Raw genomic sequence first — 22,357 nt, forward strand, 5'->3', positions numbered from 1 at the left:
CATGCTGCGAAAGATGGCGGCCCTGCCCAGTGGCAGGGTGGCGAAATGGGTCGTCCTCGCTCTCTGGACGGCCCTGCTGGTCCCGGCCCTCATGCTGGCCGGCCGGCTCGGCGACGTCGAGGAGAACGACAACTCCGCCTGGCTGCCCGGCAACGCGGAGTCGACCAAGGTCGTCGAACGCGCCGAGAAGTTCCAGCCCGCCGACACCCTGCCCGCGATCGTGATCTACGACCGGCCCGCGGGCATCACCTCCGCCGACATGGCCAAGGCCCGAGCCGACGCCGAGGCCTTCAAGGGCATCGAGAACGTCGTCGGGCAGCCGCAGGGACCGGTGAAGGCCCAGGACGGCAAGGCCGTCCAGACCGTGGTCCAGGTGCGCAAGGACAGGACGGGCTGGGAAGGCATCGGCAAGGTCGTCGACGCGATGAGCGCCGTGGGCGAGAAGGACGCGGACGGTCTCGGGTTCCACGTCACCGGGCCGGCCGGCTACGCGTCCGACTCGATCAAGGCCTTCAGCGGAGGAGGCGGCCTCACCACGATCACCGCGCTGGTGGTGGTCGTCATCCTGCTGCTCACCTACCGCAGCCCGTTGCTGCCCCTGCTGCCCCTGCTGACCGTCGGCGGCGCCCTGGTCACTTCCGAAGCGGTGATCTACCTGCTGGCCAAGAACGCCGGACTCGTCGTCAACAAACAGACCAGCTTCATCCTGACCGTGCTGGTGTTCGGCGCCGCCACCGACTACGCGCTGCTGCTCATCTCCCGGTACCGGGAGGAGTTGCAGCGGCACGAGGACCGGCACGAGGCGATGGCGGAGGCCCTGCACCGCGCCGGCCCCGCGATCATCGCCAGCGCCGCGACCGTCGCGGTCAGCCTCCTGCTGCTGATGCTCGCCACCCTCAACTCCACGCAGGGACTCGGGCCGGCCTGTGCCGTCGGCGTCCTCGTCGGTCTGCTCGCCATGGTCACCCTGATGCCGGCGCTGCTGGTCGTCTGCGGCCGCTGGATCTTCTGGCCGGTGAAGCCGTCGTACGGATCGGCCGAAGCGGTTGAGGAGGGCATCTGGACCCGGGTCGGCGCCGCCGTCGCGGGCCGGCCGCGGATCGTGTGGATCGGCACCGCGCTCGTCCTCGGCGTCATGGCGACCGGGATGTTCGGGCTCAGGGCCGACGGACTCGCCAACAAGGACCAGTTCACCGACAGGCCGCAGATGGCCGTCGGCGAGGAGATCCAGTCCAGGCACTTCCCGGCCGGGTCGGGCGACCCCGTCCACGTCGTGGCCGAGGCCGCCTCGGCGGAGCGGGTGAGGACCGTGCTGTCCGGCGTCCCGGGAATCGCCGACGTCTCGACGCCGGTGATCAAGGACGGTGAGGCCATGGTGCTGGGGGAGCTCGAGGACGATCCCAGCAGCACGGCCGCGATGCGCACCGTCGAGCGGGCCCGCACCGCGGTCCACGCGATCGAAGGTGCTCAGGCCCAGGTCGGCGGCAACACCGCGGTCACCCTCGACACGCAGGAAGCGGCCGCCCGGGACTCCGAGGTGATCATCCCCATCGTGCTGGTCGTGGTGCTGCTCATCCTCGCGCTGCTGCTGCGGGCGATCGTCGCACCACTGCTGCTCATGGCGACGGTGGTGCTGTCGTTCGGCGCGGCCCTCGGCGTGAGCAGCCTGGTGTTCAACCACGTGTTCGGCTTCGCCGGGGCGGAAGCCTCCTTCCCGCTGCTGACGTTCGTGTTCCTGGTCGCCCTGGGCATCGACTACAACATCTTCCTGGTCACCCGGGTGCGCGAAGAGGCACTGCCGCACGGCACCCGGCGCGGCGCGCTGACGGGTCTGTCCGCCACCGGGGGTGTGATCACCTCGGCGGGTGTGGTGCTGGCCGGAACCTTCGCGGCGATGGCCTCGCTGCCGCTGGTGTTCGCGGCCGAGCTCGGGTTCGCGGTGGCGTTCGGCGTGCTGCTGGACACCCTGATCGTGCGCTCGGTGCTGGTCACCGCGCTGACCCTGGACGTGGGCCGATGGATGTGGTGGCCCAGCAGGCTGTTCAGGCGGCACGACGCGCCGCAGGAGCCGGCCGGCACACCCGACCTCGAACCCGCTCTCAGGGGCACGTGACGACCTTCCCGCCACGGGCCTTCCGCACGGGCCTTCCGCCGGGGGCCTTCCGGCGTCGGCGGGAGGCCCGGTGGGGCCGCGCGGCCGGTGTGCTGCGCGACGGGCGCTCGATCACCGACTCACGGCGTCGATCCGGAGTGCTTTTGTGATCGTCACGATGTGCGTTTCCTTTATGAAATTGCCGTTCCTTTTCCTTGGTTGAGCAATTCCCGGCACGTCGCTGAAAGAGACGCCGCAAGGAGTAAGGTCGCCTGCCCGGACGTCGGCGCCGGGCGCCGGTGGGCCACTACGGCGGTGAAACGCGGCAGCGGGGGAATGGGTGAACGGCATGGAGGCGGAGCCACGGACGATCGCGGTTCTCACCGCCCTGTCCGTGGAGTACGAGGCCGTGCGAGCGGGGCTCGTCTCGGTGCGCAGGGGCCCGAGCCTGCGCGGCACAGTGACCGAACTCGGCTGGCTCAACGGGACGCCGTGGAGGATCGTGCTGGCCGAACTCGGCGAGGGCACCCACGCCGCGTCCGCGCTCGCCGAACGGATCGTCGAGGCGTTCGACCCCTACGCGCTGTTCCTGGTGGGTGTCGCCGGCGGCCTCAAGCCGGACCTCGAACTGGGTGACGTCGTCGTGGGGACGAAGGTGTACGCCTACCACGGGGGCCGGGAGACCGACGAGGGATTCGCCGCGCGGCCCGTCTCCTGGCCGGCCGCGCACGAGCTGGAGCAACTGGCCAGGTACGTCAGCCGTTCCGGGGCGTGGGCGCGGGACCTGCCCCGGAGCGACGAGGGCCGGCAGGCGGCCGTGCACTTCAAACCCATCGCCGCCGGAGAGGTACTGCTCGACGCCGAGAACTCCGCGTTGCGGCGACTGCTGGGGCGGCACTATCAGGACGCCGCCGCCATCGAGATGGAAGGCGCGGGTGTGGCACACGCGGGCCACCTCAACAACCGACTGCCCACACTGGTCGTCCGCGGTATCAGCGACAGGGCGGACGGCAGCAAGCGGCGCAGCGACGAGGACGACTGGCAGGCCGTCGCCGCCCGCAACGCGGCAGCCATGGCCTTCTCCGTCATCCGCGAGCTGCACGACGACGAGACGCCGACCGAACCGCCCGCACCCGCGCTGCCCGCCCAGGTGATCGTGAGACACCGCAGCGAGACCCCGTCGGCCCGGTCGCTTCCCGCAGCGCCGCAGCCCCTCGCGCCGTGGGGGAGCGGACAGGAGTTCGTCACGCCCGAGTGCCGCTATCTGCTGCACGGTGAGCAGACCGACGAACGCGGCGCCGGGGACCACTCCCTGGTCGAACGCGCGACACTGGCCCGTCGCCTGGAGCCCGAGGCGTCCGCGTCCCCCTTCGTCTGGCTGCGTCAGACCGAGGTACGCCATCCCACCCCGGACGCCCTCGGAGCGCTCACCGCGCTTCGCCGCGAGAACGACCTCCTCGGCCGGCTCCACCGGCGCTCCCGTGGGCTTCCCGCACACGGACGGCACGAACGGATCGGCAATCGCAGGGCGGTCCTGGCCCTGCCCTGGCCGATGTCACGCACCGGTGGTCCCTGCCCGACGCTGCACACCACCTGGGGCACAGGCCGTGTACCGCCACTCGCCGGGACCCACCTCGTCGGTCTGCTCCACCGGCTGGCCGGGCTGTACGACAGCCTCGACGTTCTGCACCGGTCGGGTGCCGCTCACCGGTGCCTCACCCCCTCCGGTGTCATCGAACTCGACGACGGCCGCCTGGTGCTGCGCGACCTCGGGCTGGCAGGGCGCGATCCCCGCCCGGGCGAAGGGCCCGCTCCCTACCGGTCCCCCGAACAGTGGCTCGGGCACCGGCCGGGCCACATCGGGCCGCCCACCGACGTGTACCAGCTGGCCGCCCTGGCCTACCACCTGGCCACCGGCCACCCCCCGGACCCGCGAGGACCGCTGCCGCTGCGCTCGTACCTCGGCGCCGTGCCGGACAGTCTGGAGCGTGCGCTGGGCACCGCACTGGCCCAGGACGCGGCCGAGCGCCCCGGTGCCCGGGACGCGGCGGGCGCACTGCGCCGGGCGCGCGAGGACCTGCTCGGAGACGCCTGAATGCATCTTCGTACGGTCGACGTGCCGGGATCCCTGGTCCTGTTTCCCAGTCCGTCGCTGGACAGCAAGCTGCGCGGGCTGCGGGCCGACCATCCGTACCTGCCGGACGACGTGCACGCTCTGGCGACGGACCTCGACAGCCGGGAGGGCGGGGTACCCGCGACGATCGAGGAGCCCCGGGACGACGCCGCCAAGGACCCGTGCCTGCTCGTCCACGGCCGGACCTACGTCGCACGGCTGTACCTGAACCGGCGGAAACGGGACGCCTACGAGGTGGGCTCCATCCAGCCGCTCGGCCTGGAGCGTCATCACGGCGTCGCCCAGGGCTGTCTCCTCGTCCGGCCCGTACGCTGGCAGCCCTGCCATCTCCGCGGCGAGACACCCCCGAACAGCGAGGCGCACTGGGGCCTGCTGGAGGCCGAATGGCGGCGGTTCGTCGACGAGAGGGCGGCCCGCAACCGTGCGTCGGCACTCGCGGCCCGGCACGACGACTTCCTGACCGGCGTCGAGCAGGTGATCGACGCCGGCGAACGCATCGCCGTCGCCAGGGCCAGTGCCGCCGAGGACTTCCCCTACCGGGACGTCTCGGCCACCGGCGAGCGGCGCCACGGCACCCGAGCGGTCCATGTGTTCCATCTCGTCGGCGACAGCAGGCCCGACGAGGGCGCGTTCGTGGACGTCCGCGGGGAGCCGGGACTGCGCGGCCGGGTCGTGCGAGCGCCTGCCCACGGCACGTCGGTCACCGTGTCCTTCGACCGGGCCGTCTCCTGGGACAGCGTGCCCAAGCAGGGAGCTCTGCTGGTCACGGCCGGTCGGGCCGTCCACGACCGGCAGCGAGAAGCGGTACGGACGCTGCGCGACCGCAGATCGAACAACCCCCACCTGCTCGACGTGCTCGTGGACCACAGCACGCGCCCCCTGACGCCTGCCTCCGCGGAACCCGACGAGGAACTCGACCCCGAGCAGACCGAGGCCTTCCGCAAAGCCCTGACGACCGACGACCTCCTGGTCGTCCTGGGCCCACCCGGCACCGGCAAGACCAGGACGATCAGCCAGATCGCCCGGACGATCGCCGCCTCACGCACCGGTGCCCGCGTCCTGGTCGCCTCGCACACCAACCGCGCCGTCGACAACGTGCTCAGCCGGCTCCCCGAGGACCTGGTGGTCGTCCGGGTCGGGAACGAGAACGCCGTGACCGCGGAGGGCAGGCCGTATCTGCTGGACGAGCAGGCCGCGGGACTGCGGCGGGGCGTCCTCGACCGGCTGGAGACCACGCTGGCGCGTCCCTTCGAGGGGGAGGCCGCCGAGAAGTGGTGCCACGAACTCGGCCTCCACCTCGGCCGGTTGCGGACCCTGCAGGCCGAGGAGTCGGCCGGACGCCGGTCCCTCGACGAGGCCCGGCGCGCGGTGGGGGGAGCGGCTCAGCACCGGGTGGCCGAGCTCCTCGCGGAAGGCTCGCGTCTGGCGGGGGAGCAGAGCCGTGCCGCGCACAGGATCGAACGGCTGACCAGGGCCCGCCGGACCGCCCTGCGGCGGGCCGGATGGCGATTCATCGGCATCGTGTTCCGGCCTTCCGCCCGGCGCGGTGAGCGCCGTCTCGCCGCGGCGGCCGCGGCCGCCACCGCCCTCGACCACGACTACGCCCGCAACCGGGCACAGCTGCAGGAGGCCGAGCGCGCCCTCGACGCCGCCACCCGTGACATCCCGCCCGTGCGGGAGGCCCGTGCAGCGTTGGAAGCCGTCCGGGCCCGCGGCGCGGCCTGCCGTACCGCGGCGTTCACGGCCGCCGGACGGTGCCGGGCCGCGGTGGCGGGCGTCGAGGAGACGCCGGTCGTCAGCGATCCGGAGACGACCGAACCGGACACCGTCGACCGGGAACTGGCCGCGCTCCACGGCTGGTTGACGGAGCGGCTGCCCTTGCTCGCGTCCCGACGGGCCCTGCTCACCGAGTGGCACGACGAAGTGTCGTCGGCCACCGGGCAGCTGCACACCGAGCTGATCCGCTATGCGCACGTGGTCGCGGCGACCTGCATCGGCGTGGCCTCACGTCCCGAGCTGTCCGGCCTCGACTTCGACCTGGCCGTCGTCGACGAGGCCGGGCAGATCGCCGTCCCGGACGCGCTCGTCCCCCTCGTGCGCGCCCGGCGCGCCGTGCTCGTCGGCGACCACAGACAACTGCCGCCCCATCTCGACCCCGAGGTCCGGGAGTGGGCGGCGGACACCGGCGATCCGGTCCTCCTCGACCTGGTGACCACCAGCGTGCTGGAACTGCTGTGTGCGCGACTGCCCGAAGCGGGGACGGTGGCCCTGACCAACCAGCGGCGCATGCCGTCCGTCGTAGCCGACTTCGTCTCCGCCGCGTTCTACGGGGGACAGCTCCGCACGCCCGTCCCGGACGGTCCCCACGACTCCCGGCTCTTCGGCGCCCCGATGGCGTTCGTCGACACCTCGCGGCTACCGCTCGGCGGACGATCGGAGCAGGAGGCCGTCAGCGCGGCCGGCCAGGAGCGCGCAGGCTACGTCAACCCGGCCGAGGCCGAACTGCTCACCCTGCTGGCCGCCCACTACGACGAGCGGGGCGAACAGTGGGCGGTCATCGTCCCCTACGCCGCCCAGGCCGAGCTGATCACGGAGGCCCTGACGCTGCGCACCGGCAGACCGCGTCACGTCCGGCTCAACGTCGGCACGGTCGACTCCTTCCAGGGCGGTGAGCGGGACGTGATCCTCTACGGGTTCACGCGCAGCAACCCGGCAGGACGCGTGGGTTTTCTGGCCGAACTGCGCCGTACGAACGTCGCGTTCACAAGGGCCCGACGCCAACTGGTGCTCGTGGGCGACCTGGCCACGCTGACACGGGCCACGGACTCCGGATTCCGCGAGCTGATGCGCTCGCTGCGGGAACACGTCGCGGCACGCGGGGAGATCCGTGCGTACGACGACGTGCGCGCCCTGGTGGAACGGATCGGCGCGGGAGGCGACCGTTCGTGAGCAGGCGGGACCGGCTGATGCCCTACCCCGAGCAACGCGTGCTGGAGGACGCCGCATTCGTGCTGGGTCTGGTGCCGACCAGTGTCCGGGCCGTGTTGCTGCCCGTGTGGTGCGCGGAGGTGCGGGCCACGGTCACCGAGGGGCAGCCGTACGAGCTCATCGACCGTTTCGTCGAGCGCGGCATCGCCGAGGGCGGGCTCGGTTCGGCCGAGGAGCTGGCCTCCTTCCTGGCCCTCGATCCCGTTCTGGTGCGGCAGGCGCTGGCCTTCCTGACCGCGATCGGTCATGTCACCGAGGTCGGAGGCCGCGTCGAACTCACCGAACTGGGCCACCGATCGACACGTGACGGCACGCGCTACACGGTGACCCGCGACGACCGCCGCCGACTGTATTTCGACGGTTTCCAGTCGCGTCCGCTGACAGCGGCCCACTACACCAGCGCCACCGTCACGTTCGTTCCCTCGGACGGGACGGAGCGCAGGCACCGCGGGGCGCCCGTGCCCCGGCTGATGCCGCGCGTGTTCCGTCCCGAGGCGGTGGCGGAACTCGCGCGGCATCCTGACCGGGAGCGGTTCAATCTTCCGCTGGGAGTCGAGGATCCCGAATGCGTCGGCGCACCGGAAAGCCTGCACCTGCCGGCCTACGCCGTGCGCGCCGTGGAGGACGACGGCCGGGTCCGTCACCTGGTCTACACGCAGGCGCACGACGGTGAGCACGATCCCGACCTCTCCGCAGCCTGCGAGCGGACCCCTGAATTCGTGACCGCCCTGTGGAGCGCGGAGACCGAGGCGGCCGCCAGGGTCGCGGAGCGGATCGGTCAGTGGCTCAGCAAACGGGAGCTCGCCCAGTACGAGCCGGAGAGAGATCACCGGCACGGTGCCTGGCGCGTGACGCTGCCGCCCGGCGTCTTCCGGGGCGCCGACACGGTCGCACTGGCCGACATCGGCTCGTACGTGCTGCTGGGCGGCCCGTTCTTCCAGCTGTGGTGTGCCGATCGCGACACCCGCGCCTGGGCACTCGTCGAGCGCCTCGACGCCTGTCTGGCCGCTCGCCTGCGTCACGCACCCGACGGCGTCCGGGCCCGGGTCGACTGCCTGAGCCGGCAACTGGAACTCGGACCGGTCTCCCTGGACGTCCTGGTCCGGGCCGCGGAGCAGGTGGGCAAGCACGGCCTCGCCCGGCGACTGCGCGACGCACAGGCGACACGGCGGGAATAGGCGGTCAGAAAAGAACAGGGAACGAACAAACAAATTCACTGCCCGTGCAGGAATACTCAGCCGCGATATTCGGCTGATCGCTTCCCTATGGTGATCGCGCTTTGGTGGAGAAAGAGAGAGGATTTCGGCCAAAGGCGGGGCCGGGTGAGTCTAAGCTTGTCGGCGCAGGCGACGCCGGAGGGGGTTTCATTCCGGCAGCGGCCGAGAATCGGGGATTTCTTCGGAGGCCTTCCAGAGCCTTCGGATGCGTGGGGGTTCAGCGTGAGCTATTCAAGGGGGGTGCTCGAGCGTGCAGGCGAATGCGTTTTCCAGATTCATTGATCCGCGGGCACGGATGCGGGCACGGCAAGGGGCGTACGGCCTGGCCGTGATGGCGCTCACCGCGGTGACCCTGCCCGCAGGGGCGCCGGCCGCACCGGACGCGGGACCGCTCGCAGCGGCCCGTCCTCTCGACGCCGTCGTGAGGGGCACGAAAGGGGCCGACGACCCGGTCGACTACGCAGTCGCCGTGGACGAGTCGGCGAGTCTGGGGGCCGGTGACCTCGACCGGGAGAAGGAGGCCGTCTCGGCGATCGCCCTCGGCGAACCCTCCGAACGGTCGCGGATGGTGGTCTTCGGCTTCGCCGACGCCACGAAGCCCGACCAGTCGCCCGTCGACGAGGTCTGCCCGATGCGGCAACTGGACACCGTCGGCCGTGAGCAGATCGGCCAGTGCGCCGCCGCACTGCGAGAGCGCACCGAGGCGGAAGGGTCGGGCACCGACTTCATCTCCGCCGTACGCCAGGGCGTCACACGGCTGAAGGAGGCCTCGGACCCCGGCCGGCCCAGGGTGCTGTTCCTGCTCACCGACGGACACCTCGACGTCAGGGACAGCTACCGCTACCGGGAACTCGACGAGAAGACCAGGGACGTCCAGGCGGCCGAGGACCTCGCGCAGGCGTTGCGGGAGGCGAAGGACGCCCGCGTGCAGATCTGGCCACTGGGCTTCGGCGACGACGTGGACGAGGAACGGCTCGCCGACATGGCGGCGGCCGGCTACGGCGCCGGATGCCGCAACCTCCCGCAGACCCGCCCCAAGGCCGAGACGGTCCCCGGAGCCGAACAGCTCGGCCAGGCACTGCAGTCCGCGTTCGCCGCCGCCCGGTGCCTCTACCGGGAGCGCGGCACACAGGGCCGGCCGCCCGGCGACCTCCAGGTACGGGTCTCCCCCCTGGCCACCGAAGGCACCATCGTCGTGGCCAAGGGCGACCCGGCGGTGCGAGCCACCTACTACGATCCCGACGGACACGAGATCACCGAGTCCGGTGGTGGCGACGGGGGATCGTCCTTCGAGTTCACCGGCCGCGGCAAGGCGGTCGAATCCCTCCGCATCACCCGGCCCCTCGCCGGCCACTGGCGGGTGCACCTCGACGCGCCCGAAGGCCACCGCGACCGCGTCGCCAGCATCAGCGCCCTCTGGCGGGGCGCGGTGCGCTCCGACATCCGCCTGGAGAAGCCCTCACCGAGGGCCGGGCAGCGCACCCGCGTGGAGGTCGAGGTGCTGACCCGGGACAAGGTCAAGCTCGACGAACGCGATCTGCGCGGCATCTCCGTCATAGGACAGCTGACCGGCGACGGGTTCTCCCAGAAGGTCCCCATCTCCCTGGCCGACGACGGCAAGGGGCAGGACGAACGGAGCGCCGACGGCGTCTTCTCCGGGGCCGTCACCGTGCCCGACCGGGCCACAGGCTCCCTGCTCTTCTCGACCACGGTCGCATCGGTGGGCCTCAGCCCCGACACCAGGTCCTACCCGACCCTGGTCTCCCCCGAGAACACCACGTTCGACGCCGTACTCGACATCCCCGCCGCCGGAGTGCACCCGGGCGGCCGTGTGCCGGGCACGCTGAAGGTCAGCAACCGCGGCGACACACCGCACACGGTGCAGCTCTCCGTCGCCGACGCCGAAGGCACCGGCCTCAGCGTCGGCCCCGCCCGGGTGGTCGTGGAGCCCGGCGTCGCCCGCACCGTCCCCATCACGGTCGAGGTCGCCGCGGAGGACGGACTCGGCGCACCCGTCGACGACGACGGCACCGAGCTCGGGGGAAAGGTCATCGCGGTCGAGGGCAGGCGCGTACTCGCCGACGCGCCGCTCGCCATCACCGTCAGCACCGTGCCCAGCGACCTCGAGCGGTTCTGGGACAGCTGGTGGAAGGTCATCATCCCTTCCGCGTTCGCCCTCGCCGCCGTCGTCGCCCTGCTGCTCTCCCGCCGCCGCATCAACCGGCTGCGGATCGCCCCGGCGGGGCTCCTCCTCGAACTGCGGGACGCCGACGCCACCCTGGTCGGAAGCCGCAAGGCCAAGACGGGACGCGGCAACTGGTACGAGTTCGACGTCGTCGACACCGCCGGCGACAACCCCCGCATCGAACGGCGCCCCCGCGGGACGTACGCGGTGCGGCGCAGCCTCAACGGGGGAGTGGTGCTGCGGATCAGCGGCCAGGGCGAACGGACACTGCGCTTCGGGGAGGCGGTGCCCCTGGCCGGCGCCCTCTCCCTGCACGTCGCCGAGAGCAACGGGCGCCGACCCTCCGAGAACCGGGCCACGCGGACGAGGTCACCCGAGAAACGCCGGACCGCCCGCCGGTCCACGGCCGACCCGTCGACGGAGTCCTACGACAACGGCGCCTACCCCGTGGGTGTCCCGGACCCGACGGATCACCCCGACCTCTGAGGCGCCGCCCGGACGTCACACCGCGATCGCGGCCCCGGCCGTCGACCGCCCCGTGCGCCCGCGGCCCCGCCCCCTTTCGTACGCACTTCCACACCAGCGACCGGGACGCCAGCCGTTCCGGCGGAGGACCACATCATGAAGATCTTCCAGCCGATGCTCTTCGTCGGTCTGGGTGGCACAGGCGGACTCGTCGGAACCGAGCTGGAGCGACGGCTGCGCGCCGAACTGTGCGGCCCCGACGGCACGGCGCTGAACAGACTCGGCATCCCGCTGCGCTACCAGCTCCCCGAATGCCTCCAGTTCGTCTACGCGGACTTCAGCGAGTCCGAACTCGCCAGGCTGCCGCATCTCAGCGCCGACCCCTCCCTGCGCGCCGCGTACAGCCGGACCGCCCGCGCCACCCACGACCTGCTCCCCGACCACGACAGCTCCCCCGAGGTCACCCGCGAACTGCGCGCGGTGATGCGGGACGAGGTGAGCGGCTGGCTTCCCCCACGGGCGGGCGAGCCCAAGGTCACCCCCCTGCGCAACGGGGCCGGCCAACTGCCCACGGTCGGTCGCGCGGCCCTGTTCGGCACGCTCCGCAACGGTCTGGATCCCGTCATGGGGCCGTTGATGCAGGCGATCGACGCCATCAGCCGGTCCGGAGGCGAACTCAGCCAGCTCGGCGGCGGGCCCATGTCCGGCTGTGACGTGTTCGTGGCCCACTCCGTGGCCGGTGGCACCGGTGCCGGGATCTTCCTCGACTACCTCCACCTGATCGGCGAGGCGTTCAGGGCCAAGAACTTCACCGGCGCCCGGATCTACCCGCTCGTCGTCATGCCCTCCGCCTTCCCCACCTCCGCCGGCGGCGGCCGGGAAGCGGAACTCAACGCCGCACGCGCCATCGTGGACCTCTTCCGGCTGGTGGACGAACAGAACGTCCCCACCGCCGAGTCCGACCTCGGCGACACGGACCTGGAATCGGCGATGCACATCCGGTACCCGGGCGTCCACCCGATCCGGCTGCGCACCGGCATGGTGCCGACCGCCTTCCTGTTCAGCCGAACCGCCGGGATCCGCCCCGACGACCTGCGGCGCTCGGTCGTCTCCCTGGTCATGTCGCTCGTCGGCACCGAGCTGGGCGACGGCAGCGGGCCGCGTCCCCGTGCCGACGACGACTACCAGACGTTCGCCGCCAGCTTCATCAACCGCGGTCTGCACCGAGCCGCGCGGGCCGCGTCCGGCATCGGCCACCGGGGCGTCTCCACCAGCCTGGTGGCCTCGATGACGGCGCCGCTCGACGAACTGGCCGAGCTGGTCTCCTCCCGCATGCTGGCCATGTCGGTACGCCGGCTCACCGAGCCCGCGGCCAAACCGAGCCATGAGTACGCGGGCACCGTCCGCAAGATGTTCGCCGACGCCGGGCTGGAGGAGCTGTGGGTCCGTGAAGCGCTGCCGGTGCCCGAGCCCGATCCGCTGCCCCGTGGCGGACCCGCCATCGAACAGGCGCTCCGCGACCGGATCAGCGACATGCAGGGACTGATCGACGATCTGCGGCGCAAGGTGGACCGCCGCGCGCCCGCACTGGCCGAACAGTTCGCGCCGCGCCCCGCTCTGGAGCGGCTGCTGCGCTCCGTCGACCTCTTCCAGGCGGACCGGATCATCAAAGGAGTTCCCGGCGACCCGGACCCGGTGACCGCACTCGGGTTCCTCGGGATGCTCGAGAACCGCAGCAGGCAGCCCGCGCGTCCCGCGGGCGTGGAGGCGCAACCCCCCGCGGTTCCCCGGATCAGGGGCCGGATCGGCGGTCTGTCGAAGGCGCGCTGGGGCGACGAGGACGTGGCGGCGGCCGTGGAGCAACAGGACCGCTGGTACCAGTGGCGCTGCCGCGCCGTGTGGCACGAGGGCTGGCGGCGCCAGGAACAGCGCTGGCGCCCGGCCGCCGCAGCACTGAACGGCGAGGTGACGCAGCTCGTCGAGGCCTTCCGCAAACACACGGAGGAAGAGCCCCGGGCGTTCGACGAGCACGTCCAGGAGCTGTACGACGACCGCACCGGCGTCTCCTACCTGCTGCCCCCGCAGAGCAACCTGCGTGACTTCTACGACGACCTGAGGGAGCGGCTCGTCAAGCGGGTCAACCTGCGCGACAACGACGACGAGTCGGCCCTGTTGCTGAAACTCGTCGACGGCGACTGCTGGCAGAGCGCGCACGCGGCCGGCAGACGCAACCCCGCCGCGGCGGTCGCCACGGTCAAGGCGGCGATCGAACAGCGCATCAAGACGCTCTTCGCGGAGAGCGGCATGCAGGCCGACGAACGCCCGCTGCTGCCGTCGATGGCGATGCTGCTGAGCGCGGCGGCGGGCGTCGGGGACGCGGCCGAGGACATCGGCAAGGGCGCGCTGGAACAGTTCCGGTTCAAGATCGCGGGACTGCTGCCGCACGGGTTCGTGCCCGAGGGCGGGGGACCGCTGAAGATCCTCATCGTCTACCCCAGGATCCAGAACAAGGACGCGGTCGAGGAGTACCTGCGCAAGTCCCTGCTGCTGCCGCGGGACGGCAAACGGTCCATCGAGTTCCGCGGTGTCGAGACCGACTCCATCACGGTGGTGCTCTTCCGCAGCGAGATGAGCCTCACCGAGGTGCCCGAGGCGCGCAACGTGCTGCGCCGGTGGGCGAGGGCCCGCGACGTCGAGCAGAGCGAGGACGTGCTGAGCTGGCGGCAGCGGCTCGGTTACCGCGACGACTGGCTGGCCAGCACGGAGGAGGACCGGCAGCACATCCTGCACCGCCTGCTGTGCGCGATGTGGAACGGCCAGGTCACCGTGGTGGAGGGCGACATCGACTCGCCCCGCCGGGTCCGCGTCCGGCTGTACGAGGAGGACGGACCCGACGTTCCCGGCATGACGCTGCGCCTCGACGACTACCAGGGCGAGATCTCCGGCTGGGCCGGACTGCTGCGCTCCTACGAGAGATGGGCGCTGCTGGACGAGGGACGCATCGTGGAGGACTACTGCAGCGTGCTGATGAGGGTCCAGCCGAAGGGACTCTCCCTGGCCGGCAGCCACCCGGACCCGCTGTATGTGCGGTTCGTCAACGACATCGCGCGCCGCCAACTGGAGCTCCTGGAGAAGCTGGAGCTGCAGACCGGGCAGTGGTCGGTCGAATGGGTGCGGCCCCTGCGCCAGTTCTGGGCCGAGACCCTGCCGGGCGCCCTGGACATCCGCTTCACCGAGAAGCGGGCCCTCCAGCCGACCCTGCGGAGCCTCGAAGCCACCCTGCGCGGAACACCACCGTCCCCCGCGGACCCGGGTCCGCCGCCTGCGCCGCCCAGGACACGCCGGCCGCACGAGGACGACTGGGGGACCGTTCCCCTGCACCGTGACCACCGCGACGACGCCGACGGTCACCGCCCCGTGGCTCCCGGCGCGGCCGGCGGGCCGGGAGCCGTGCGGACACCGTCCACCCCGCCCGCGCGACCCGCCGCCGAAGACGGCGACGATCTGTACGCCTGGCCCGAGAAGCCCCGCTGGCCGCAGCGGTTGACGGGGGATCCGGCGACGGACGACGAGAGTGCGTTCTCCGCCCCTGCCACCGGCACGCCGGCCGGGGGCACGGACGGTGCCACGGGCCGGAGCATCAGCCCGCAACCGCCGGACCGCACGGCCGAGTCGAGCCGCACCGGCGACGACTTCCCCTGGGAGACCACCGGCCCCGACGACGCGCCCGCCCCCTCCGTGGCGGGCCCGCACAGCACCTCGTCACGGTCCGCCTGGGACCACGACGAGGGACGCGGCGACAGCGAACGCCGGCCGGCACCCGGCGGAGAACCCGACGCAGGACCACCCCTCGCGCAGTACCCGCCCTTCCCCACCGACGCCGGCGACGGCTGGCCCGACCGGCCGGAGAGCGACTTCCCCTGGACCACCGCGAGCGATGCCCCCGACCCGGACCGGTCCACGCCGGACACGACGATCGGCACCGCGGCCGAGCGGCGCCCCACCCGTGACCCCTGGGAGAGTGACCCCGAGTGAGCCGGCTGAACGACGCGGGACGCGCGGTCATCGTGCTGGACCTGCGGTCCGGCGCGCACAGGCTGGCCACACCCGGAGCCCTGCGCGCGGCGGTCCAGGAGCAGCTGCGCAACGAGGGCCTGCCCGAACCGGGCAACGGGCACTACCGGTTCCTGCTGCTCGACACCCCACGCGGGCTGATGGACCACCACAGCCTGTACGAGAAGATCCTCGGCTACGGCACCAAGGCATGGATGCTCGGCCTGGTCATCGGTGATCTGCCGGACGCGGAGGACGCCCGTACCCCGAGCGGTGGCCGCAACGGCGGCCGCCCGGCGACCGACCCCGACGACGCGGGCGCGTACCGGCGCCGCCTCGTACGGCCGGCCGCGTTGCACGGACCGGACTCCGGGCTGCTGTGGGCGGGCGACCTGCGCGCGGCCCGCACCGCCGGCGATCCCGTCCGCCCCGACGACCCGGAGGCGCTGGCCGTTCTCGTCGACCTGCTGCGCGGGCTGTTCGACGAGACCCTGGAGACCCTCGCCCGATTCCCCGAGGCCGTGGCCGTGCCCGGGGTCCACGTACTGGAACACGATCTGTCCGGTGCGGCCCGGGCGCGTGCCTGGCGAGAGGCGCTGACCCGGTTCGCCGGCGAGCGGTACACGGGCGCTCAGCGCGCCGGGGACGACGACGCCTCCCGCATCGAGCTCCCCAAGCCCGTGGACGAACTCGTCGCCGGGCGCCCGGCGGGCCCGGTGCCGGGACACCGCACCCCCGGCGGCGCCGCCGACCGTGCGTACACGGGCTGCTCCAGCGCCCTCGACGAGGCCTACGCCGGCTGGGCACAGCTCAGCGGATTCGGCGGGCTGCTCCTCGGGACCGGCAGGCGCGGTGTCGAAGCCGCCCTCGACGCCGCCTCCCACGGGCTCAGCGGCTACCGGACCCTGGTCCTCAAGGCCCTCCAGGACGGTGCGGCAGGACCCTCGGCCTCGACGCCGGAGTCCACGCTGCTGCTGACCGAGCTCGGGGTCCGGATTCCTTCCTACTCGGGCAGCAGGGAAGCGGTGGCGGACGGACTGCAACGTCTCGCCGAACGCATGCTGGGGGAGCGGCTGGCACTGCGCAGCGTCGCCGAACGCTTCGCCGCCCTCTCCGAGCAGGTGGCGCCCGCACCGAGCGCCGGGCTGCTCACCGAGGCCGACCGTCGCTGCCCGCCGGAGCTGCCCCAACGCGTCTCGGCCGAGCAGCACTTCGGCGTCGCCGCGATCACCCCCGGGCAGCTCGCGGGCGCGGTGATCGCTTGCGGACTCGCCACGCTGTGCGCCTGGCCCGGCACGCTCACCGTCCTCGCCGTCCTGACGGTCCTCGTCGGCGGCAGCCTTCTCGCGCGGTCCCACCGACCCGGACACGCCTCATCGGGCTCGGCGTCGGCCGGAGTCGCCGCGCAGGTGGTGGCAGCGGCGGCGGGCGCGGCAGGAGGCCACTTCCTGACCCGCGTGGTCATGGTGCCGTCCTGGGCGGGTCTGCTCGGCGCCCTGTGCGGGGTGGGACTCGCCCTCGTCCTCGTGGCGGTCCGCTGGCGGCGCGCGGTGGACGCCTGGTGGGAGCTGACCGGCGCGGATGACGCCCGGCGGGCCCTGGACGCGCTGGACGCGCTGCTCGCGGAGGCGGTGTTCCGCCAGCGCTGGGCCGCCGAAGAGCGCCTGTACTGCGCCGACGCCGCCCGCATGGTGGCCGGGGTGCTGCGTGGCGCCGCGACGAGCGCCGACGAACTGGACGGCCGGCAGGAGGATCCCGATCGCGCCACCACCGGAGCGGGCGGAGGCTGGGAGGAGCGCGACCGGGAGGACACGGTTCCCGGCCCCGCCGCGGACTTCCCCGGTTCTCAGGAGCGCCCCGACTGGATGCCGGCGCCGGACCCCTACAGCCGGACGGCCCCGGCCGGCCAGCCGGACCGAGGGCCCGCCCCGGCAGGCACGGACACCGCCGTCGGCGTGGGCGCCGGAGCGGACCCGGGAGCCGATCCGCTGCGCGGCGCGGGCCCACGGTGGCTGGACCGGGAGGCCGGAGAAGGCGGTCCCCGGCTCGTGGACACCCTCGTGGACGATCTCACCGACACGCTCGTCCATGCCCTCGGCCTCTACTGGGGAGTCGTCGCCCGAGGTCAGGCCGGGGTCGGCGCGCTCACCGACGTCGAGCAGCGGATCGCCCGGATGCTCGAGGTGACGCGTCGTCATCTGTTCACCCAGGGCGTGGTCTCGCCCCCGCCGTACGCACGCTCCGCGGACCGGCGCGGCAGCGCCGAGGGCCTGCTCGGCATCGGGCACCAGCGGGTGGCCGACGCGATCGAGCCGGATCCCCAGGGACGGAGGATGGTGGACCTGACCTCGGAGGACCAGGTGCCCCTGCTCAGCCGGGACCCCACCACGGTGGAGTGGATCAGGTTCGCACCGCAGGCCGTGTGGAAAGGCACCGACGCGCACGGTGGAGGGGGCGCCGAGACCGGAGAGGCCCGGCAGGCCCCGGTCACCGTGCCCGAGGGAGTCCACAGCCGGTCCGTGTGGACGCCCACCGGCCGCTATGCCGGACTGCTCAAACTGGTCCCCCTGCGGCTCGGAGTCGTGACGTCGGTCCGGCTGCGGGAGTGGGCCGAGGAGCGGCCGGCGTCCGGGGAGCACTCCTGGTACGAGGGGGGCGTGTGAGCGAGCGGACCGCAGGGGCCGCGGGGCGCGGCACCGCCGCCCAGGACTTCCGTCCGCCGACGGGCAGTGCCGAGATGCCTCCCGACCTTGCCTTCACCACCCCTGGTGGCAGACGCCACCGTGTTCCCACCCGCTTCGGACCCGACCTGAAACGCGTCGTCCGCCCGCCCCTGCTGGCCCGTGAGGTGGTGCTCGGCGACGCCTGGAAGGGCGTGCAGGTGCGGCTCTCCGCCGTCGGCGCGTCCGACCAACAGGAGTACCTGGCACTGGAGACCGAGGTGGGCGCGGCCCTGGAGATCCACCGTGCCTTCGGCGGCGGCCCGTACCAGGGACTGTTCCCGGTTCCGGTCGGATACGACATGGACGCCGCCGAACCCTTCCTGATCTACTCCGAACCCCGCGGCGAACCCGCCACCGGCCTCGCACACGGCATCTCCACCAGCGACCAGCGGATCATCGAGCGCGACCTCGTGCTCGCGGTACGGCTGATGGAGAGCCTGGGACTGGTGCACCGGGGCATCGTGCCGGCGGCCGTCCGGTGGGACGGAGAACGGGCCCAGCTCTGGGACCTGGGGGCCGTCGCACGGATCGGCACCCCGCGAACCCCGTGGGGAACCCCTCCCTACGCGCCACCCGAACAGCGGGCCGGCGTCGGCGAGGTCGACCCGCGGGACGCGCTGTGGAGCACCGCCCAGCTGATGTATCAGCTCGTGGCCGGCCGCCAGGGCAGGCCCGACGGTCCTCCCGAGGACCTGAACGCGTACCGCTCGCTGGTGCAGACACTCGGCGGAGCCTTCGCGCCCCGGGCCGAGAACCGTCCGACACCGGCCCACCTCCTCGGTCTGATCATGCCGGACTCGGACCCGGCGGCCATGGTCACCGCCCGCCCCGATCCCCTCGAACCGCACCGCAGGGAGTTCGACGCCGCCCTCGCACGCAAGCGCGCCGCCGCCGGAGGCGACGGATTCGGCGTCCCGGGCCACCTCGACGACGCGGACGCGAAGGCGGCCGACCCGGACGGGGCGTCCCCGGCCGGCCGATCACGCCGGAGCCGGGGCGCGGCGGGCGAGGAACGCGCCGGGAGACGCGGCTGGCTGGGCGGGACCGCCGAACGTGACCGCGGCAGAAACGGAAGGGGACGGCGATGAGCGGCACCTCGGCACAGCTCGAACCCGGGCAGGTGATGTGCCCGTACTGCCTCGAGATCGTCGTCTACGACGAACGGGCCCTGTACGTGCGCAACGAGAAGATGCAGTACGAGCGGCTCCACCTCGCCAAGCACACCAACCCGCTGCGGCGCGCCGACGTCCTGCGCGGAGCCTTCCAGCTGTGCGGCAACACCGACGGGGTCACGGCGCACTACATCCCCGTGCCCTATCTGACCCACGGCCGCCCGCTGACCGTCGCCATGGTCGGCACGTCGGGCACAGGCAAGAGCCATCTGCTGACCCAGATGGTCGCCGAGATCACCGACGGCGGCCTGGAGCCGTACGGAGTGCGCTGGCAGTCGGTCAACCCCGCCGATCACTCGGAGTTCATCAGGGACCGGGTGGCGGTGCTGCGGGAGGGTAAACAGCTGGAGTCCACCGAGCAGACCCCCTTCGCCGACTTCGTCGAGGCCCTGCTCCTGACGGGGACGGACGGCCACGTCAGGCCCGTGGCGTTCTTCGACCTCGGTGGCGAGGACCTGGTCCGGACGGACGCGCTGCTGCGTTTCCTGCTCGGTGTCGACGCCCTGGTGTTCGTCGTGGATCCGCTTCTGGCCTGCGGCCTGCCGCAGCTCGACGAAGCCCGCGACCAGTACCGGCTCGTCGTCAGCAGGAGCGACCCCGCCTTCGAGACGGTGCTGGACAGGTTGCCGCGCTCAGGGGCGTACCTCGACGTGGCCACGGCGCTTGTGGTGGGCAAGGCGGATCTACTGCGCTTCGAGCCTCCGGTCGACCGGTGGCTCAGCCGGCCCACGACGGCCCCGTTCGACCCGCGCCGGATGCGTGAGGAGAGTCGTGACGTGTACGCGTTCCTGCGCCACCACGCCGCGCCGGCCTGGCTGCGCCCGTTCGACAGCGCTCTGCGCTGCAGCCTGCACTTCGCCTCGGCGACCGGTGGCCAGCCGACGAACGGCTACTTCCCGCACGGGGTGCGCTCCCGGCGTGTGCTGGGCCCGCTGCTCTCCATCCTCGCGATGTGCGGCGTCCTGGGCGACAGCGCACCGCAGCGGCCGTCCGGCGTGGGGAGGTGAGCTGTCGTGAACCAGCATCCTGAGCAGGGCCTGCACCAGGTCGTCTTCCGCTGGGAGGGCAACCGCGGCCGGTCCGGCACGGGCATCACCGCTGTGGCGTACTCCTGCGAGGAGGAGTACGCGGAGGAGCTGAGGGCGGAGTTGGCGCCGCTGCTGCAGGCGCAGGGCACCGAGCAACCGAGCCAGGTCCGCTACGTCCGTCCGCACAACGGGGAAGTCGTCGTCATCAACCGCAGGCGGGGCCCGGACGCCCACGGCAGGCCCAGTACGGAGTCGCACGCCCTGGTCGGAGACCGGGACGTGCTGAAGGCCAGAATGTGTCTGACGCTCGGTCACCTTCCTCCCCCTCTGCCTTCGGGGGGTTCGTCCGAGGCCGACTCCGGCGGTCTGCGGCCCGCACGGCTCGACGATCTGAAGAACGCCGCCGACCGGGGATGGCAGCAGTTCACGACCCAGGTGCCGACGGTGCGGGAACCCCTCACCGCCGTGGCCGCCCAGCTGCTGCGCACCCCGGACCATCTGATGTCGGTACGCATCCCGGAGTTCTCGAGCGAGGGGACCAACGACACGCCGCTGCTGATCTGGGGGTTGTGCGGCATCTTCGGCAACTGGCTCGGGCGGGACTTCTGGACCTACGCGACGTACGACACCTCCGACAGCCACGGACTGCGCGTCGTGGGCGTGCCGAGCTGGCGGACCTCGGCCATCGAGGACGTACGCCTGGAGCGGATCGCGTTGGGCAGCGCGCCGAACGACGAGGCTCAGCAGATCGCGGGCGAACTGGTACGGCGCTTCCTGTCCGAGCCGAACAACGCGGCCGGGGTCCGTCTGGTGCTGGACCAGTGTCCCACCGGGGCCAAACTCCCGATGCACGACCGCGTGCGCACACTGGCGAGGCTGCTGGAGAGGCATCGTCCTGCGGCGGCGGCGTGGACGGGCGCGGCGGATGTTCGTCCGGTGAACACGGCGCATCCGGCCGGCGACGAAGCACGGCCCCTTCCGGCCGCGGGGCAACCGGAAGCGACCGACGCGGCGGGAACCTGGGGAGGCGATCCGGCCGCACACCGGTTCCACGAACAGCCGGACCTTCTGTTGCCGGACCCGTCCGTCCTCCCGGGGGCGCACCCGCCCCCGTCCGCGCCCGCGCCGACGGCGCAGGCGAGAACCGACAGCGAGAGCGCCGTACGAGGTGGTGCGCACCAACAGCACCTGGACCAGCACCTGGACCAGCACCCGGCACGCGAGTCGACGCTCTCCTGGGAGGTGACCGCGACCGGGTCCTCCGGGAAGGCCGCGCCCGACCCGGAGGTGTCCGCCCACGCGACGCCGGCGGCGGAAGCCGGGACATCGGCCGACCCCCACCTCCGGCAACCGCGGTCCACTTGGCCCCCGGAGCCACAACGCCCCCCGTCACCCCCACAGCACGTCCACGGCCTCCTTCCGGGAGAGCCGCCCCCGGACGGCGACGGGCGGTTCGAGGACCCGTCGCCGCGGCTGCCCCTCGCGCCCTTACGGCCGCTGCCCCAGCCCCGCACCCGCGGCTTGGCGCGTGCGGTCACCTTCGCGCGGCGCGGACACGATCGCGGAGCACGGGAGGGCGACGACGCCGAGATGCCCGACGAGGTACTGCTCGCACGACTGCGCAACAAGGACCTGCCGCGGCGGGAGGTCGACCGGCTCCTCGACGCACTGGCCGACGGCACGCGCTACCGCACCCTTCGGCAGGCCCACCACCTCTGTCGTGGCGTGCTGAAACAACGGCTCTATCTGTGGCACGGCCGAAGGACGGGCAGGGGGGACAGGGACGGGCACGATGTGCGTCGCGCCGCCGAGACGGCTTTCTGGCTGCTGCACTGGGCGGTGCTGCCGTATGTCGGGCACCCGCAGCTTTCGCGCATCCTGGTGCGTCTGTTCCATGACGCCTGCGCGCAGGACAGACCGGTGGAGCGCCATTTCCTGAACCTGGTCGCCTTCGTGCGCGTCTACGGTGTGCCGAACCTGCCGTCCGAGGCGTGGTGGGAACTGGTGCACTACGTCAGGAGAGGGTCCGCGGGGCCGTTGCCGGAGACACTCCGCGCATTCCACGGCCGCGGCGCCGACCGCCACCCGGTGGGCGCAGACGCGGAGCGGGCGGTGCCGTCGGACGACCGGTGGCGGTTCTTCTTCCTGGCGATGACCTGCGTCGCGGCGCTGCTGTTGCTCCTGCTCATCCTCGTCGCGTGGTGGTGACACCGACGGAGACGACGACAGGCAGTGACCGACCGAACGGAACCCAGAGGAACGGACACGGACCGCGGCGAGGCGACGCCCCGGCGCTCCGT

10 protein-coding genes are annotated in these 22,357 nt (G+C 72.5%); all 10 read left to right on the top strand.

Going from position 1 to position 22,357, the window contains the following annotated elements; translation table 11 throughout:
• The first annotated feature begins 1 nt into the window (after position 1).
• On the top strand, positions 2 to 2,113 hold the full coding sequence (locus ACPT94_RS20630; protein ID WP_425246490.1) for an MMPL family transporter: 2,112 nt from the start codon (positions 2 to 4) through the stop codon (positions 2,111 to 2,113).
• A 328-nt stretch (positions 2,114 to 2,441) separates the two neighbouring features.
• On the top strand, positions 2,442 to 4,187 hold the full coding sequence (locus ACPT94_RS20635; protein ID WP_360337220.1) for a phosphorylase family protein: 1,746 nt from the start codon (positions 2,442 to 2,444) through the stop codon (positions 4,185 to 4,187).
• On the top strand, positions 4,188 to 7,175 hold the full coding sequence (locus ACPT94_RS20640) for a DEAD/DEAH box helicase (protein ID WP_425246491.1): 2,988 nt from the start codon (positions 4,188 to 4,190) through the stop codon (positions 7,173 to 7,175). It begins immediately after the preceding gene.
• The gene (locus ACPT94_RS20645) at positions 7,172 to 8,392 is read left to right on the top strand and encodes a hypothetical protein (RefSeq protein ID WP_425246492.1); all 1,221 of its coding nucleotides are present in this window, start codon (positions 7,172 to 7,174) and stop codon (positions 8,390 to 8,392) included. Before ACPT94_RS20640 ends, ACPT94_RS20645 begins: the two co-directional genes overlap by 4 nt.
• Before the next feature lie 334 nt (positions 8,393 to 8,726).
• On the top strand, positions 8,727 to 11,102 hold the full coding sequence (locus tag ACPT94_RS20650; protein WP_425246493.1) for a VWA domain-containing protein: 2,376 nt from the start codon (positions 8,727 to 8,729) through the stop codon (positions 11,100 to 11,102).
• A 135-nt stretch (positions 11,103 to 11,237) separates the two neighbouring features.
• Positions 11,238 to 15,116 (top strand): tubulin-like doman-containing protein, encoded by a 3,879-nt coding sequence (locus tag ACPT94_RS20655; RefSeq protein WP_425246494.1) that lies wholly within the window; start codon positions 11,238 to 11,240, stop codon positions 15,114 to 15,116.
• Positions 15,113 to 17,797, top strand: coding sequence for a hypothetical protein (locus ACPT94_RS20660; protein ID WP_425246495.1), 2,685 nt, complete (start codon positions 15,113 to 15,115; stop codon positions 17,795 to 17,797). The genes ACPT94_RS20655 and ACPT94_RS20660 overlap by 4 nt, the downstream gene beginning before the upstream one ends.
• Positions 17,794 to 18,945 (top strand): protein kinase family protein, encoded by a 1,152-nt coding sequence (locus ACPT94_RS20665; protein ID WP_425246496.1) that lies wholly within the window; start codon positions 17,794 to 17,796, stop codon positions 18,943 to 18,945. The genes ACPT94_RS20660 and ACPT94_RS20665 overlap by 4 nt, the downstream gene beginning before the upstream one ends.
• Positions 18,942 to 20,036, top strand: coding sequence for an AAA family ATPase (locus tag ACPT94_RS20670; protein WP_425246497.1), 1,095 nt, complete (start codon positions 18,942 to 18,944; stop codon positions 20,034 to 20,036). Before ACPT94_RS20665 ends, ACPT94_RS20670 begins: the two co-directional genes overlap by 4 nt.
• Before the next feature lie 6 nt (positions 20,037 to 20,042).
• Positions 20,043 to 22,265, top strand: coding sequence for a hypothetical protein (locus ACPT94_RS20675; RefSeq protein ID WP_425246498.1), 2,223 nt, complete (start codon positions 20,043 to 20,045; stop codon positions 22,263 to 22,265).
• Positions 22,266 to 22,357: the final 92 nt, after the last annotated feature.

The sequence above is a fragment of the Streptomyces aurantiaciflavus genome (assembly GCF_049808595.1).
Classification (GTDB): Bacteria; Actinomycetota; Actinomycetes; order Streptomycetales; family Streptomycetaceae; genus Streptomyces.